Genomic DNA, 17777 nt, shown 5'->3' on the forward strand with positions numbered 1-17777 from the left:
CTCTTTCGACATGGTCTTCGAAAATCGACTTCTTTTCACGGATCTCTTGACGCGCATCAAACTGTGTTCGTTTCATCATTGACAAAATGCTGCTTCGTCGAGGTGTGGGTTGTAATGAGTACTGCTTAGGGTTTAGATGGTGGTTGTGCTTATCGAAGTAAAGAACGCGGTCGATGTGGTGACACAAAAACAAATGATCTCCTCAAGAAAACCATAGACATCAATGAAAGCTTTTGAGTTTGAACATCATGTGATCAAAACCTACGAACGGTTTTCGAGATCATTTACCCAGATCAAAGCGGATGATCTGAAATCTGAAATCGATGCGCAATATGATGAGGGCCGATTTTGGCCCGATGCACTATTATCATTGAACCCCAGGTTTTTGTCCGGCCCCGATGTTGACGAGCTTGTCGCGTCCGGAAACCTCGACGAAGGCACAGGCAAAGTGTTTCGTTTTGGTGAAACTCCATTGCGTTTTCACCGGCACCAAGCTGAAGCAATTGCGAAGGCAAAGTCTGGCAGCAGTTATGTAGTCACAACCGGCACTGGTTCTGGCAAGTCGCTATGTTTTTTTGTGCCTGTAGTGGACAGCATTCTTGGCGCGCTCCGGGCGGGCAAGCCGCGCAAGACACGTGCAATCATCATCTATCCTATGAACGCTTTGGCAAACAGCCAGCTCAAGGAGATTGACAAGTTTATCGGTCAATCAGGACTTCCAGAAAATTTGAAATCTGTCGTAAAGCGCTATACGGGCCAGGAAAGCCAGGAAGAGCGCAAGAAGATTGCTGCGAACCCACCTGACATTCTCCTGACCAACTATATGATGGCCGAGTTATTACTGACTCGTCAGGACGAACTTGATGCGCAGGTTGTTGCGAATGCCGGGGGGCTCGAATTCATCATTCTTGATGAATTGCACACGTACAGGGGCCGGCAAGGTGCCGACGTTGCGGTGTTGGTGAGACGGATACGAGACCGTTGCGCACCAGATAAAGCTCCCGTCTGTATCGGCACTTCAGCAACAATGGCTTCAGAAGGCACGGAAGAAAGTAGAGCTTTGGCGGTCGCCAAAGTTGCGACACGGTTGTTTGGAAGTGACATTGGCCCTGACGCGGTGATTGACGAGTCGCTCCAACGCGCAACTGACGACAATATCAAGCTCGAGCAAGTAAAGGGTCAACTGGCATCGGTTATTGGTCAGCCACTTCCGGAAAAACTCGACGATGGCACTCTTAAAAAGCATCCATTATCGGTTTGGACGGAGCTAGCTCTTGGGTTGGACGACGGCCTAGAATTGAAGCGGAAAAAGCCAATCCCGTTCGGCGAGGCTGTTAAACTCCTTTCAGACCACAGCGGTGCCGATGAGGAACCGTGCCGCGAAACACTCGAAGCCTTTCTCACGCGCGTCAGCTTACACGACCGGTGTGCGGACGGCTTTGAGCGGGCCCGGTGTGTCATCGGCATCCGGCCGGAGCGGGGAGGATCGTTTGAAAATGGTAAATCCGGGCTTTACCAAAATCGCGTGCGCGCGCAGATCTTAAGCTTTGGTGGCAAGCGGTTGCCGTAAGTGCCTGTCGCGGTTGCAGGACAGGTTGTCCGGGTGTCCGGTGCGCGCAATGGGGAACACGGAAAAAGTGAACAAAAAACGGTGCATCATGCCCGGAAACCCCAAAAACTCGCCGATTGATCCTATGGTTTCTTAACTTTTTGCCGCTGAATTACCGTAACGCAAGCCCCGGACACCCGGATTCGCCGACACCGGCAAGGAAGTGGTTGCCGCGCAGGGCGCTTGGGTGGGCGGTCTTTTTTCACCGTCCGGGTGAATTGAAAAGTTGGTTGAAGCAGTTTGACAAATATCGATCTTAGACACAGCGATTTTGGACCTTGTGCCTGCCCCAACTGCACCGGCGATTTCGTTGCAGAAGCGGTGGAGGCCGAGACTGCCGTCCGTCAGCCGCAGCAGGCCCCGACCTACGACAACAACCAGGTCGTCGGTCAGATCGATTCCGGCCGCGAGTGGAATTCGAACACCATTACATACGGTTTCCTGCAATCCTCCCCGTCCTGGGGTATCGGATACGAGGGCAACGGATTTTCGAAATTCACCGCCTATCAGCAGGCCGCCACGCGGCTCATCGTCGACCTCTGGGATGACCTGATCGCGCCCTCCTTTGTCGAACAGACGAGCAATCAGCAAAACGCCGCCATCAATTTCGGCAACACCACGACAAACATCGCCTACGCCCATGCCTATTACCCGGGAAACTATCAATGGGCCGGTGAAGTCTGGCTGAATTCGGCGACCTATACGGCGCTCTATTACCCCGACCCGGGGGACTATTACTGGATGACCATCATGCACGAGATCGGCCATGCCGTCGGTCTTAGTCATCCGGGCTCCTATAATGGCGGCTCGCCGACCTACGCGAACAACGCCGAATATGCGCAGGACACCCACCAGTGGTCGGTCATGTCCTATTTCAGCGCCTCGAACACGGGCGCGGACTGGAACGGCGGGTTCGGCTGGCAATACGCGCAAACGCCGATGGTGCACGATGTCCTCACCATTCAGTCCAAATACGGTGCGGATACCACGACCCGGTCCGGGGACACGGTCTACGGCTTCAATTCGAATGCCGGCAATGACCTCTTCGACTTCAGCCAGAACCGCGCGCCCGTCCTGACGATCTACGACGCCGGCGGAACCGACACGCTTGATCTGTCCGGTTTCTCACTGCGGGCGATCATCGATCTCGAACCGGGGACCTATTCTTCGGCCGGCGGCACGTCCAGCACGATGACCTACAACATCGGCATCGCCAACGGCACCTGGATCGAAAACGCCATTGGCGGGTCCGGCAACGACACCATTTCCGGTAACGTTCTTGCCAACGATCTAAAGGGACTCGGCGGCAACGACAGCCTTGACGGCAAGGACGGCAACGATGTCCTTCACGGCGGCGCCGGCAGGGACACGCTGACCGGCGGCGCAGGCAGCGACACGTTCGTCTTCGAAGAGGGCGACACGGGCAATTCCTTCAGCACCTGGGACCAGATCACCGACTTTGTCGCCGGGCTCGATCTGCTCGACCTGTCCGCCATCGACGCGGACGGAATCTCAGGGTCGGTAGACCAGTTCACCTTCATCGGGCAAAGCGCATTCTACGGTGTGGGCGCGCTGCGCTACGCCTATGATTCAAGCCACAATCACACGCGGGTCGAAGGCGATACCGACGGCGATGGCATCGCCGACTTCGGCATTGCCCTCTGGGGCAATATTGCCCTGACCATCGACGATTTCACGGCGGGCAGCGCCACGCTCGGCGTTCCGCTCTCGCTGACGGGCGACGCATCCGCCAACACGCTGGAAGGTGGGCTTGTCGGCGACACGCTGTCCGGTCTCGGCGGCAACGACATCCTGCGCGGCTTTGCCGGTGACGATGTCCTTGACGGCGGCACCGGTGCAGACACGATGGAAGGTGGCGAGGGTGACGACACCTATGTTGTCGACAACGTGGGCGATATCGTCACCGAGGAAGGCGCCGTTTCCTTCACCGTGCCCACCGGCTGGGAGCTGAAGGGCGTTCACGACGTCAACGGCGACGGCAACCAGGATGTGCTGATGTCCAGCGGTACGCAAGTGCAGTTCTGGCTGCTCGATGAGAGCTGGTCGGTCTCGTCCACCGTCAACCTGCCCTACAACGCCGCCTGGCCGGTTATCGGGCTGGTCGACGCCAATGGCGACGGCCAGATGGACGTCCTTTATAACAAGGCGGGCACCGCCACCTACTACGCGCATTATTTCAATGGTACGGCGCGGATCGGCGGCGGCTACACGAACAACACCTCTGTTGCGTCCTCCGACCTGCCGTCCGGCAATGCCGGCACGGACCTTGTGCAATCGTCGATCAGCTACACGCTGACCTCGGGCGTTGAAAACCTGACCCTGACCGGGTCAGGCGCCATCGACGGCACGGGCAACGAGCTGGACAACATCCTGATCGGCAATTCGGGGGCCAATGTTCTTTCCGGTGAAGCGGGTGCCGATACGCTGACGGGCGGCGGCTCAGCCGACACGTTTGCTTTTGCGGCAGGTGACAGCGGCCCTGCGATAGATGACCGGGATCTGATCACGGATTTTGTCTCCGGGACCGACCAACTGGATCTGTCGGCAATCGATGCCGACGAAGGCACGTCCGGCAATCAGGCCTTCCGTTTCCTGGGCACCGCTGCCCTCGACGGAGACGCCGGAGCGCTGCGCTACAGCTATGATGCCGGGCGCGGAGTCACCACGCTCGAAGGCGACACCGACGGGGACGGCAGTGCCGACTTTGCAATCGATCTGAGCGGCAACATCACTCTCTCCGATGGTGACTTCACGGCGGGATCGCTTTTGGCGGCCATCACCCTGACGGGCGACGGATCCGCCAACACGCTGGAAGGCGGGCAACTCGGCGACACATTGTCCGGTCTCGGCGGCAATGACACCCTGCGCGGCTTCGCCGGCGATGATGTCCTTGACGGCGGCACCGGTGCGGACACGATGGAAGGCGGCGAGGGCGACGACACCTATGTGGTCGACAATGCCGGCGATGTTGTCACCGAAGAGGGCTCCGTTTCCTTCACGGCTCCGTCCGGCTGGACCCAGTTGGGCATTCACGACGTCAATGGTGACGGCAATCTGGACGTCCTGATGTCCAGCGGTACCCAGGTGCAGTTCTGGCTGCTCGACGAGAGCTGGTCGGTCACGTCCACGGTGAACCTGCCTTACAATTCCGCCTGGCCGGTTGTCGGGCTGGTGGATGCGAACGGCGACGGCCAGATGGACGTTCTCTACAACAAGGCCGGCACGTCCACCTATTACGCGCATTATTTCAACGGCACGACCCGGATCGGTGGCGGCTACACGAACAACACGGCGGTTCTCTCTTCTGCAATGCCTTCGGGCAATGCCGGGACCGATCTGGTGCAGGCCTCGATCAGCTACACGCTGACTTCGGGCGTTGAAAACCTGACGCTCACCGGGTCAAGCGCCATCGACGGCACCGGCAACGACCTCGACAACATCCTCATCGGCAACTCCGGCAGCAACGTGCTTTCCGGTAAAGCGGGTGCCGACACCCTGACCGGTGGTGGTTCCGCCGATACGTTTGCGTTCTCCGACGGCGACAGCGGCACCGCCATCGATGACCGGGATCTGATCACGGACTTCGTCTCCGGCACCGACCTTCTGGATCTGTCGGCAATGGATGCCGACGAAGGCACATCCGGCAGTCAGGCCTTCCGTTTCCTGGGTACCGCTGCCCTGGACGGGGCGGCAGGGGCGCTGCGCTACAGCTATGATGCCGGGCGCGGGGTCACCACGCTCGAAGGCGACACCGATGGAGACGGCACGGCCGACTTTGCCATCGACCTCAGCGGCAACATCACGCTCGCCGATGGGGACTTCACGTCGGGTTCGCTGCTGACCCCGCTCACCCTGACGGGCGACGGCTCTGCCAACACGCTGGAAGGCGGGCAACTCGGCGACACATTGTCCGGCCTCGGCGGCAACGACACTCTGCGCGGCTTCGCCGGTGATGATCTGCTTGACGGCGGCACCGGCGCGGACACGATGGAAGGCGGCGAGGGCGACGACACTTATGTGGTCGACAACGCCGGTGACGTTGTCACCGAGGAAGGCGCCATTTCCTTCACCGTTCCCGCCGGCTGGGAGCTGAAGGGCGTTCACGACGTCAATGATGACGGCAATCTGGACGTCCTGATGTCCAGTGGAACCCAGGTGCAGTTCTGGCTGCTGGACGAAAGCTGGGCGGTCTCGTCCACGGTGAACCTGCCGTACAATTCCGCCTGGCCGGTCATCGGACTGATGGATGCCAATGGCGACGGCGAAATGGACGTCCTCTACAACAAGGCCGGCACCTCGACCTACTACGCGCATTATTTCAACGGCACGGCGCGGATCGGTGGCGGTTACACCAACGACACCACGGTCCTTTCTTCCGACCTGCCGTCGGGCAACGCCGGAACCGATCTCGTGCAGGCCTCGATCAGCTACACGCTGACCTCGGGCGTCGAAAACCTGACGCTGACCGAGACAAGTGCCATCGACGGCACCGGCAACGACCTCGACAACATCATCATCGGTAATTCAGCTGCCAATGTCCTCACCGGTGGCACGGGCGATGATACCCTGACGGGCGGCGGCGCCAGCGATACGTTTGCGTTCGCGAATGGCGACAGCGGGCATGATACGATCACGGACTTTGCCGCCGGGGCGCTCACTGACGACATCATCGAATTCGAAACGTCCGTGTTTTCAGATTTTGCAGCCGTGCTCGCCGCGGCAGCCGACGAGGGTGCAGACGCCCGGATCACGATCGATGCGAACACCTCTCTGCTGCTTCAGGGCGTCGGTGTCGCCGACCTCCACCAGGACGATTTCGTGTTCGTGTGAGAACGCGTTTCACCAAAGCACGATTGCTGTTGCGTCTCGCGCATGACCGGAAACGCGGCTGCCGCCGGTTTCCGGTCAAATTCGCTGGTCCCGGGCGCGACCAAACGGCCTGCGGGCAGCAAGCCGGTTCCGGCCTCGCGGCTACCCCGAAATGCCGCCGTTTTCCGCCTGATTGCCTCTGCGCACCTAGGGTAGGGATCGCGCAATTCCGATACGATCTCTGGTTGGTGAATGCCATCGTTCCCGGCTCGGTACCAGGTGTGCGAGCGGCGCAACCCAGAGGCGTCGCCCTTTTGAAAGTTAATCAACTTTAACGATTTGTTCTTGACATTGCCTTGGCAGATTTTGCAACTTAAGAGCTAAATGATATCACTGCCTTAAAGTGCAACCGTTCAAGAATTTTGCCGACGAACCGTAACAAAACCGAATTGAGGAACGCTGGATTTCTCATGCGGGTCGCGCTCGGTCAAATCATTCTTGAGCGAATAAATGAAGCATGAGTGTGTTGGACAAGACGAGCAGAAACATTTCCGGGGTCCCCCTGGATCTCGGCTACATGCGGGCGGCAGCGGATGGTTCGCGGTCGGCCGGGGCATCCTACATCGAAACAACAGACGCAGCCCGCGACACCTCGACTTCATACAGCATTGATGTAGGGGATAGTTTTTCCGGCGAGATCGGCATCGAGGCCACAAGCGGATACCTCGGATATGACGCGGTTGACTTAATTGAAATGCCGCTGGTCCTGGGGCAAACCTATGCGTTTGTGCTGACCTGGGACGAAGCGCACAACAACCCGTACCTCCGGGTCCGGGAGAATGGATTTGGTTTGAGCCAGACGGCTCCGGTGAACACCGCCGAACGAAGTGCGCTGCTGATCTACAACGCAACCAACGCCCGGGAATTCCATCTTGATGTCCACTCGGCCGTCCAGGACCCCTATGGTGGCTCTTACACCATCACAACAAGACTTGTGGAAAAGGATGAAACGACTGACGCTCCACCGAGTGTCGCGACACCCTATTCCATGGGGGTCGGCGAGACGTTCACTGGAACAATTTATCATTCGTTCGATAATGACTGGGTCCAGATAGAGCTGGCTGTCGGCATCAGTTATACATTTGACATGCGCTCCTATGGCGGGTTCCTGTCGGAATTCGAATTACGCGACGGCAATGGCGCAGTGGTTGCGTCCCAGGAAGCGGCCGAGCCGGACGCGGACCTGCAGTTCACCTTCACACCGACGGTATCCGGGTACTTCTATCTGGATGCAGGCGCCAGTTCGAGCAACAGTTATATCGATGACGGATACTATGAAGTAACGGCCCAGGCCAATGGCCCGGCCTACGATGAGGTTACCGACGCGGCGAGCGATAGCTCCACGTCCTTTACGATCTCGGTCGGTGACACATTTACCGGAATTTTGTCCGAAACCACCGACGAAGACTGGATCAGAATAGATCTCACTGCGGGTGAGACCTATACATTCGCCGTGGACGGCATCGGCGAACTCGCGGATACCTGGTTGAGACTGCGCGACAGTGACAGCATGCTTGTTGCCTGGGACGATGATGGCGGACCGGGCAACTTTTCCTTGTTGAATTTTGCCGCCACCGAAAGCGGAACCTATTATCTCTCGATAGAGTCCGACGAAGCCGACTACAAGGGTCTGTATACTCTCACCACGAGCACCAGGGATCCCTTGCCGCCGGCTGTCTTCACGGATGTCGAAACCGAAGACGCGCCCGACAATACGTCGACGACCTACAGTCTTTTGCCGGGCGATTCCTTCTCCGGCGACCTGAGCAGCCTCAACGATACAGAAGCGGACTGGCTCAAGATACAACTCGGCGCCGACCAGGTTTACTCGTTCACGCTGGATTGGGACGATCCTGAAACGCCTCAATTGTTTCTGTACGGCTCGGGCGGGCAATTCCTGAATTTTGGCGTCGATCAATCCACAGAGTCAAAAATTGAACTGGTTTTGCCCTCGGTTACGCCGGGAGACTACTACGTCGGCATAACCTCGGGCGCCAACGGCACATTTTCGGGCTCTTATAACCTGAAGACGAGTGTTGTCGCGGTAGACGAAGGCGTTGATGCGACGACAAGTACGGCAACGACTTCCGAGATGTCGGTTGGCGAGACATTCACAGGCGTGTTCGAAAGCAGCGGAGACCGGGATTGGATAAAGGTCTACCTGGAAGCCGGAACGGCTTACTCCTTTGAACTCGAAAGCTTTGGAACCCGGGGTTCAAGCTTGCGGCTGCGGGATGATCTGGGAGCCGTTGTCAGCGTCAATGAATTTGAAGGTGACAGTTTCGTCAACGCGCAGATCACCACCAACGTGGCAACGTCTGGATACTACTATCTGGACGCCGGCGCGAGAGCTGGATCCAAAACAGGTTATTACGAACTTACCGCCAAGGCGAACGTCTATACCTACGACCAGATCGCGGACTATCTGGTTTCCGGTTACTGGGGCGAGCAATACGCGTTCAATGTGACGCCCGGTGGGTTCCTCACGGTCGACATCACCGGCTTGACCGCAGCCGGAAAATATCTGGCCACCACTGCGCTGGAAGCCTGGACCATTGTCAGCGGAATCAATTTCAGCTTCGTCTCGAACAACGCCCAGATCACGTTCGACGACAACGAAAGCGGCGCGCATGCCGAGTTCTTCTACACGGGATCGACGATCGACTTCGCGAACATCAGTATCTCGACAAACTGGCTGGCCACCTACGGAACGTCGCTCGACAGCTATTCCTTCCAGACCTACATACACGAAATCGGCCATGCACTCGGTCTGGGGCATCCGGGGCCGTACGATATCGTCGCCACGTATGGCGTTGACAATATCTATCTCAACGACTCGTGGCAGGCATCGATCATGTCGTATTTCGACCAGATCGATAACACCTTCATCGACGCCAGTTTCGCTTTCCTGCTGACCCCGATGGTTGCCGATATTCTTGCCATACAACAGCTGTATGGCACGGCGACGGACATCCATCTTGGTGACACGACCTACGGCTTCAATTCGACAGCCGGCGGTTATCTCGACAATTTCGTGAATTCGTACAACCCGATCGCCGGCACCATCGTCGACAACTCGGGCATCGACACGCTCGACTTCAGCGGCTTCTTCTCCGACCAGACCTTGGATCTTCGTGAAGAGACGCCTTCTGACCTTGGCGGCCTCACTGGAAACTTTTTCATCGCGCGCGGCACCGTCATCGAGAACGCGATTGGCGGCAGCGGAGATGATACGATCATCGGCAACGCGGTGGCGAACGTGCTCACGGGGGGAGCCGGCGCGGACACGCTGACCGGTGGCGCTGCCGGCGACACGTTTGCATTTGCGGATGGTGACAGCGGAACGGCCGTCTCCGACCGGGACCTCGTTACCGATTTCGTGTCGGGAAGCGACCTGCTGGACCTGTCGGCAATGGATGCCGACACGCAGACCGGCGGCAATCAGGAATTCCGTTTTCTTGGGACCGACGCCTTTGACGGGGCGGCCGGTGCCCTACGCTATGCCTATGATGCAGGCCGCGATGTCACGACGCTTCAAGGCGATACCGACGGCGACGGCACCGCCGACTTTGCCATTGACCTCACCGGCAACATTGCCATTGGCCTCGGCGATCTTGCCCCGGACAGTGCCAGGACCGGGCTTCCGGTTTCGCTGACGGGGGACGGGCTTGCGAACACGCTGGAAGGTGGCTTCGCCGGCGACACGCTGTCCGGCCTCGGCGGCAATGATACTCTGCGCGGCTTCGCCGGTGATGACCTGCTTGACGGCGGCACCGGCGCGGACACGATGGAAGGCGGCGAGGGCGACGACACCTACGTGGTAGACAACATTGGCGACGTTGTCACCGAGGAAGGTGGCGCGTCCTTCACGGCCCCGTCCGGCTGGACGCAGTTGGGTGTTCACGATTTCAACGGCGACGGCAATCTGGATGTGCTGATGTCCAGTGGCACAAAGGTGCAGTTCTGGTTGCTGGATGAGAGCTGGTCCGTATCCTCGACGGTTGATGCTCCTTTCGATACCGCCTGGCCGGTTGTTGGACTGATCGACGCCAATGGCGACGGCCAGATGGATGTCCTTTACAACAAGGCCGGCACCTCGACCTACTACGCGCATTATTTCAACGGCACGACGCGGATTGGTGGCGGCTTCACGACCAACACGGCGGTTCTCTCTGCCGCGCTGCCGCCAGGCAATGCGGGCACGGACCTTGTTCAGTCGTCGATCAGCTACACCCTGACCTCGGGCGTTGAAAACCTGACGCTCACCGGGTCAAGCGCCATCGACGGTACCGGCAACGAGCTGGACAACATTCTCATCGGCAATTCCGGTGCCAATGTTTTGGCTGGTAAAGCTGGGGCCGACTCCCTGACGGGCGGTGGCTCAGCCGATACGTTCGCCTTCGCTGACGGCGACAGCGGCATCGCCGTCGATGACCGCGACCTGATCACGGACTTTGTGTCCGGGACCGATCTTCTGGACCTGTCGGCAATGGACGCCGAAGACAACACGTCCGGCAACCAGGCGTTCCGCTTCCTTGGAACCGGAGCGTTCGACGGGGACGCCGGGGCCCTGCGCTATGCCTATGATGCCGGCCGCAATGTCACGACGCTGGAAGGCGATACCGACGGCGATGGCAGTGCCGACTTTGCAATCGACTTCAGCGGCAACATCACCCTTGCAGATTCGGACTTCACGTCAGGATCGCTGCTGACGCCACTCACCCTGACGGGCGATGGCTTCGCCAACACGCTTGAGGGCGAGCGGCTGAACGACACGCTGTCCGGTCTAGGCGGCAACGACATCCTGCGCGGCTTTGCCGGCAATGACCTGCTTGATGGCGGCACCGGTGCGGACACGATGGAAGGCGGCGAGGGCGACGACACCTATGTTGTCGACAACGCCGGCGACGTCGTCACCGAGGAAGGCGCCGTCTCCTTCACCGTTCCCGCCGGCTGGGAGCTGAAGGGCGTTCACGACGTCAATGGCGACGGCAATCCGGACGTTCTGATGTCCAGCGGCACCCAGGTGCAGTTCTGGTTGCTCGATGAGAGCTGGGCGGTCTCGTCCACGGTGAACCTTCCGTACAATGCCGCCTGGCCGGTCATCGGTCTGCAGGACGCCAACGGCGACGGCCAGATGGATGTGCTCTATAACCAGTCGGGCACCTCGACCTACTACGCGCATTATTTCAACGGCACGACCCGGATCGGCGGCGGCTACACGACCAACACCACGGTTCTGTCCGCCGACCTGCCCTCGGGCAATGCGGGCACCGATCTCGTCCAGTCCTCGATCAGCTACACGCTGACCTCGGGCGTTGAAAACCTGACCCTGACCGGGTCTGGCAATATCGACGGCACGGGCAACGACCTGGACAATATCCTCATCGGCAATTCCGGGAGCAATGTCCTTTCCGGTAAAGCAGGTGCCGACACCCTGACCGGCGGAGGCGCTGCCGACACGTTCGCGTTCGCTGACGGCGACAGCGGCACCGCCATCGCCGACCGGGATCTGATCACGGACTTTGTCTCCGGGACCGATCTTCTGGATCTGTCGGCAATGGACGCGGAAGAAAACACGTCCGGCAACCAGTCATTCCGGTTTTTGGGAACCGCTGCTCTGGACGGAGACGCCGGAGCCCTGCGCTACGCTTATGATGCCGGGCGCGGGGTCACCACGCTTGAGGGCGACACCGACGGTGATGGCACGGCCGATTTCGCCATCGATCTGAGCGGCAACATCACCCTTTCCGAAACGGACTTCGTCACCAAATCGCTCCTTCTTCCGCTCACTCTGACAGGTGACGGATCCGCCAACACGCTCGAGGGAGATCAGCTCAACGACACGCTGTCCGGCCTCGGCGGCAATGACACTCTGCGTGGATTTGCCGGCAATGACCTTCTTGACGGCGGCACCGGCGCGGACACGATGGAAGGCGGCGAGGGCGACGACACTTATGTTGTCGACAATGCCGGCGACGTTGTTACCGAAGAAGGTGGCGCGTCCTTCACGGCTCCGTCCGGCTGGACCCAGTTGGGCATTCACGATTTCAATGGCGACGGCAATCTGGACGTCCTGATGTCCAGCGGCACAAAGGTCCAGTTCTGGCTGCTGGATGAGAGCTGGTCGGTCTCCTCGACGGTTGATGCACCTTACGATGCCGCCTGGCCGGTTGTCGGACTGATCGACGCGAATGGCGACGGCCAGATAGATGTCCTTTACAACAAGGCCGGCACCTCGACCTACTACGCGCATTATTTCAACGGCACAACGCGGATCGGTGGCGGCTTCACGACCAACACGGCGGTACTTTCTTCCGCCCTGCCGGCAGGCAATGCGGGCACCGATCTCGTCCAGGCGTCGGTCAGCTACACGCTGACTTCGGGCGTTGAAAACCTGACGCTCACCGGGTCAAGCGCCATCGACGGCACAGGCAACGAGCTTGACAACATTCTCATCGGCAATTCCGGTGCCAATGTTTTGGCTGGTAAAGCGGGTGCCGACTCCCTGACGGGCGGTGGCTCAGCCGATACGTTCGCCTTCGCCGACGGCGACAGCGGCACGGCCATCGATGACCGCGACCTGATCACGGATTTCTCGTCCGGGACCGATCTCCTGGACCTCGCGGCAATGGACGCCGAAGACGGGACTTCCGGCAACCAGGCATTCCGGTTTTTGGGAACCGCAGCCCTGGACGGGGACGCAGGAGCGCTGCGCTATGCCTATGATGCCGTTCGCAATGTCACGACTTTGGAAGGCGATACTGACGGAGACGGTTCGGCCGATTTCGCTATCGATCTGAGCGGTAACATCACTCTATCCGCAACGGATTTCGTCGTCGGATCACTCCTGACGCCCATGACACTGACGGGCGACGGCTCCGCCAACACGCTGGAAGGCGAGCGGCTGAACGACACGCTGTCCGGTCTCGGCGGCAACGACATCCTGCGCGGCTTTGCCGGCAATGACCTGCTTGACGGCGGCACCGGTGCGGACACGATGGAAGGCGGCGAGGGCGACGACACCTATGTTGTCGACAACATTGGCGACGTCGTGACCGAAGAAGGCGCCGTCTCCTTCACGGTTCCCGCCGGATGGGAGCTGAAAGGTGTTCACGACGTCAACGGCGACGGCAATCTGGACGTGCTCATGTCCAGCGGCAGCCAGGTCCAGTTCTGGCTTCTGGATGAGAACTGGGCGGTCTCGTCCACGGTCAACCTGCCTTATAATGCCGCCTGGCCGGTCATCGGTCTGCAGGACGCCAACGGCGACGGCCAGATGGACGTGCTCTACCAGCAGTCGGGCACCTCGACCTACTACGCGCACTATTTCAACGGCACGACCCGGATCGGCGGCGGTTACACCAACAACACCGCGGTTATTTCCGCCGCACTGCCGTCTGGCAATGCGGGCACCGATCTCGTCCAGGCCTCGATCAGCTACACGCTGACCTCGGGCGTTGAGAACCTGACCCTGACCGGGTCCGGCGCCATCGACGGCACGGGCAACGACCTCGACAACATCCTCATCGGCAATTCCGGCAGCAACGTGCTTTCCGGTAAAGCGGGTGCCGATACGCTGACCGGCGGCGGTTCAGACGACACGTTTGCCTTTGCCGACGGTGACAGCGGCACCGCCATCGCCGACCGGGATTTGATCACGGACTTCGTGTCCGGAACCGATCTTCTGGACCTGTCGGCAATGGATGCCAACACGACAATTCTTGGACCGCACGCATTTCGCTTCCTGGGAACCGCGGCACTGGACGGGTCAACAGGAGCACTGCGCTATGCCTATGATGCCGGGCGCGGGGTCACCACGCTTGAGGGCGACACGGACGGTGATGGCACGGCCGATTTTGCCATCGATCTGAGTGGCAACATCACCTTGTCGGAGTCGGATTTTGCCGCCGGTTCACTGGTGGAACCGGTCAATCTGGCGGGGGACGGGGCAGCCAACACGCTCGAGGGCGGGCTTGTCAACGACACGCTGTCGGGCCTTGCCGGCAATGACATCCTGCGCGGCTTCGCCGGCAATGATTTCCTTGATGGCGGCACTGGCGCGGACACGATGGAAGGCGGCGAGGGCGACGACACCTACGTGGTCGACAATGTGGGTGATGTCGTCACTGAGGGCGGCGCCGGGGCCTTTACCTATCCGGCCGGTTGGGACGTGAAGGGCTTTCACGATTTCAATGGTGATGGTCACATCGACATCCTGGCCGTTAGCCAGACCCAGGCCGTGTTCTGGCTTCAGAACAACTGGCAGCGTTACTCGGCGATCGAGATTCCATTCAACGCCGCCTGGCCGGTGGTTGGCCTGGTGGATGCGAACAACGACGGCCATATGGACGTCCTTTATAACCTGGCGGGCACGTCCACATATTACGCGCACTATTTCGATGGCACCACGCGCATCGGCGGCGGCTACACGAACGACACCACGGTTCTTTCCGCCGACCTGCCGTCTGCCAATGCCGGGACCGACCTCGTCCAGGCCTCGGTCAGCTACACTCTGACCGCTGGCGTCGAGAACCTGACGCTGACCGGCACGGACGATATCGACGGCACCGGCAACGAACTGGACAACATCCTCACCGGCAATTCCGGAGCCAACGTCCTGACCGGTGGCGATGGCAGCGACACGTTTGTCTTTATCACCAGCGACGGCGGGCACGACACCGTTGCGGACTTTGCGGCCGGAGCCCTGTCCGAAGATGTGATCGAGTTCGGCAGTTCGGTGTTCGCGGACTTTGCGAGTGTTCTGGCTGCCGCGGCCGATGACGGCACGGACACCACGATTACGATTGATGCCGACACCTCAATACTGCTTCAGGGAATTCTTGTCGCCGACCTGCATAGTGATGATTTCCAGTTCGTGTAACAGGCTCTTTTTTCGAAAAGACCACGATGCACCGCGACCCGATATTCGCGGGCGGCCGAGCGCCGGTTCGTCGCGGTTTTCACGGCGCTGAACCGACTTTTGCTTGGCATTCCCCGGGCACGTTGGCGTAATTTGCCAAGTTAACCACTGCCGTTAAGTAAGCCTCAATCTGTGGCGACCCAATCCTGTTGCCTCTCTTGGCCAATTGGGGGATCCATGGAGAACAGGAATTTTGAAAAAGGGGCAGTCTTGCTGGCGTTCGGATGCGTCGGGCTTGCGGTTGTCCTTGTTGTTGCCAGCAGCTTTTATTTTGATCCGGACTGGAGAGCCGACAGCCCGGAAGAAGAGGCGTCCTACGCGGGCCCGGCCGAAACAGGCTCCTGACACATGCATTCTGCGGCCTGTTGCCGCTTTTGAAATCAGCTTCCGCCGTCACCGTCCCAAAGGTCATCGTGGTTGCGATGACACTCTGTCAGGCCGTCCTTGAAGAACTTCTCGTAATACGGGATCTCGACATGATGGACCTGTAGCCACACGCCGGGAACGTGGATGGCCTCGCAATGGGCCGGGAAACGGCCGTGCGTGTCGTAGATGTAATTGCACACGTCGCGGGCGCAGCTGATGACGTCCTGATTGTACTCCGCCGCTTCCGCCAGATAGCGCTCGCCGTAGTCGTCCTTGTAGATCTTCTTGAACGTTTCTCGGTCCTGATAGACACCGCCGGTGCCGAATTTCTTTTCCAGAACCGCATCGACCGCGTCGCTCATGGTCGCGAAATTGGGCGGACACTTCGCAACGATCAGGTCTTCGCCCTTGTGCCGCAGGGCAATGGGGTGAGACCGGAGGTTGGTGAAGCGAGGCAGGGGCACGTGCCAGCGCAGGATGTCCATGAGCCGCCATTTCGGCACGGCGTGCTCGAAGCCCAGCATCGGTCCGTAGCGGTCGCTGAATTTCGGATCGCCGGTCAGAACCGGAGGGCTGATGGTCGCATGGATCCAGGCACCGAGACCCATCGCCTCGGCCACGAGAAAGAGGTTCTGCAGCAACAGTGGTGCCTCCAGCTGCGTTCTTAGAGACCCGATGATGCCGAGCGGCACCTTGATGTCGTCATTCAGGAACTTTTTGCGCACCCACTCTTTAACGCCGGCGGAGAAATAGAAGTTTCTGTCGTCGACAAGCGCGGGCCGTGACCCGTCCGGTTGCGTCAGGAGATACATCAGGCCGTTGATATACTGGTGCGAAAGGTCGACCACCGGGACCAGGATCGTTGTCCCGGGCAGGTTGGAAAGGAGGCGGTTGCTGTCGAGATAGGCGGGGAAGTTCCGCCCGCCCTGGTTCACGTCGAGGCGCCGGTCAAGAAGCTGGACCTTTGCCTCCGCCGCGCGCGCGATCAGCGTCTCCGGCGAGAAAGGTTCGCCGCTCGGCGGCAGCTGACGCAGGAAATAGGTGCCGCTGTCGTTGATCAGGAAGAAGTGGGTGCCTTGTGCGTTGTCCGGGCTTCCCGCCGTCCGTCCCGTCATCGTCAGATTGGGTTTTGCCATCACGAGGCGTCCGGTGTCCGGATCCTGAAACGGCCTGTCCGGCATGGTCAGGCCCGTCGCCCCGGTCGTGGCGATCAGAACGGCTTCCTCAAGATCAGACAGCGGCTTCGGTTCCTGCTCCGACTTGTACGTCATGGAACCGGCGGCGACTTCTTCCACGCCGCGCGGCACCCGGTGCGTCCGGCGCCGCCACATCGTTTCCAGAAGCGGCCGTGCGAGAAGGTCGTTGAGGCCCTTGTGCGTGTTAACCTGCTTGTCCATGTTGAGCCTCCACTTTATGTGCGGGCACCTGGACGATCGCGCGCACCAGCGCGGCGACGATGAGAGTGCCGGTGAATACGAAACCCAGAACCTGAATCGCCCCGCCCCTGAGAACGACGAGCGTGCCCGCGAAGATCAGGAAGGCGATCAGCCGGACGATCAATTGGAACCAGAAGGACTGCATGCGCGCCGGCAGCAGCCAGATCATCAGGACATCCAGCGTCCACAGGCCCAGCAAAAGGAAGTTGCCGCCTGCAATCACCGTGCCCTGTTGCACAAACGTGTCCGCGACACCGTCGAAGATGATGAAGACGGCCCAGTAGGCGTGAAGCACGAACAGCACCCAGGCGCCGGTCCAGAAAAGATAGGCCAGATTGCTGACCACCTGGCTGGAGGTCCGAAAGAGCCAGAAGGCGAGGGCAGGCAGCAGCAGAAACGTCGTCGCCCAGATGGTCAGCTTGGTGCGCCCGAGCTCCAGGTCTCCACCGAGTTCCGGTGCGATCATGCACCAGATGATGAGAAGTCCCGCAGGTACATTGACCAGGGTGACCTGGGAGAGAGTGAGCGCGCTCGGTCTGTCATTGGGCATGTC

General features: G+C 59.7%; 6 protein-coding genes. 4 read left to right on the top strand and 2 right to left on the bottom strand.

Annotated features, from left to right (window positions below; translation table 11 throughout):
- Positions 1–223 precede the first annotated feature (223 nt).
- The 4 genes from ACO07N_RS12070 to ACO07N_RS12085 all read left to right on the top strand — a co-directional run bounded on the left by ACO07N_RS12070 (position 224) and on the right by ACO07N_RS12085 (position 15767).
- The gene (locus ACO07N_RS12070) at positions 224–1570 is read left to right on the top strand and encodes a DEAD/DEAH box helicase (RefSeq protein ID WP_421981249.1); all 1347 of its coding nucleotides are present in this window, start codon (positions 224–226) and stop codon (positions 1568–1570) included.
- A 360-nt stretch (positions 1571–1930) separates the two neighbouring features.
- Positions 1931–6460, top strand: coding sequence for a M10 family metallopeptidase C-terminal domain-containing protein (locus ACO07N_RS12075; RefSeq protein ID WP_421981250.1), 4530 nt, complete (start codon positions 1931–1933; stop codon positions 6458–6460).
- Positions 6461–6956: 496 nt separating this feature from the next.
- Entirely contained in the window at positions 6957–15383 is an 8427-nt protein-coding gene (locus ACO07N_RS12080; protein WP_421981251.1) for a M10 family metallopeptidase C-terminal domain-containing protein, read from the top strand.
- A 216-nt stretch (positions 15384–15599) separates the two neighbouring features.
- On the top strand, positions 15600–15767 hold the full coding sequence (locus ACO07N_RS12085) for a hypothetical protein (RefSeq protein ID WP_421981252.1): 168 nt from the start codon (positions 15600–15602) through the stop codon (positions 15765–15767).
- A gap of 35 nt (positions 15768–15802) precedes the next feature.
- Here ACO07N_RS12085 and ACO07N_RS12090 read toward each other — a convergent pair whose 3' ends face one another.
- Entirely contained in the window at positions 15803–17185 is a 1383-nt protein-coding gene (locus tag ACO07N_RS12090) for a hypothetical protein (RefSeq protein WP_421981253.1), read from the bottom strand.
- The gene (locus tag ACO07N_RS12095; RefSeq protein ID WP_421981254.1) at positions 17169–17774 is read right to left on the bottom strand and encodes a hypothetical protein; all 606 of its coding nucleotides are present in this window, start codon (positions 17772–17774) and stop codon (positions 17169–17171) included. Before ACO07N_RS12095 ends, ACO07N_RS12090 begins: the two co-directional genes overlap by 17 nt.
- Positions 17775–17777 lie beyond the last annotated feature (3 nt).

The organism is Roseibium sp. (genome assembly GCF_965229775.1).
In the GTDB taxonomy this organism is placed as follows: Bacteria; Pseudomonadota; Alphaproteobacteria; order Rhizobiales; family Stappiaceae; genus Roseibium.

Bases quoted from the DNA above. Each gene is read 5' to 3' on its own strand.
- ACO07N_RS12070 (WP_421981249.1), top strand. From the start codon at position 224: ATGAAAGCTTTTGAGTTTGAACATCATGTGATCAAAACCTACGAACGG.
- ACO07N_RS12080 (WP_421981251.1), top strand. From the start codon at position 6,957: ATGAGTGTGTTGGACAAGACGAGCAGAAACATTTCCGGGGTCCCCCTG.
- ACO07N_RS12085 (WP_421981252.1), top strand. From the start codon at position 15,600: ATGGAGAACAGGAATTTTGAAAAAGGGGCAGTCTTGCTGGCGTTCGGA.
- ACO07N_RS12090 (WP_421981253.1), bottom strand. From the start codon at position 17,185: ATGGACAAGCAGGTTAACACGCACAAGGGCCTCAACGACCTTCTCGCA.
- ACO07N_RS12095 (WP_421981254.1), bottom strand. From the start codon at position 17,774: ATGCCCAATGACAGACCGAGCGCGCTCACTCTCTCCCAGGTCACCCTG.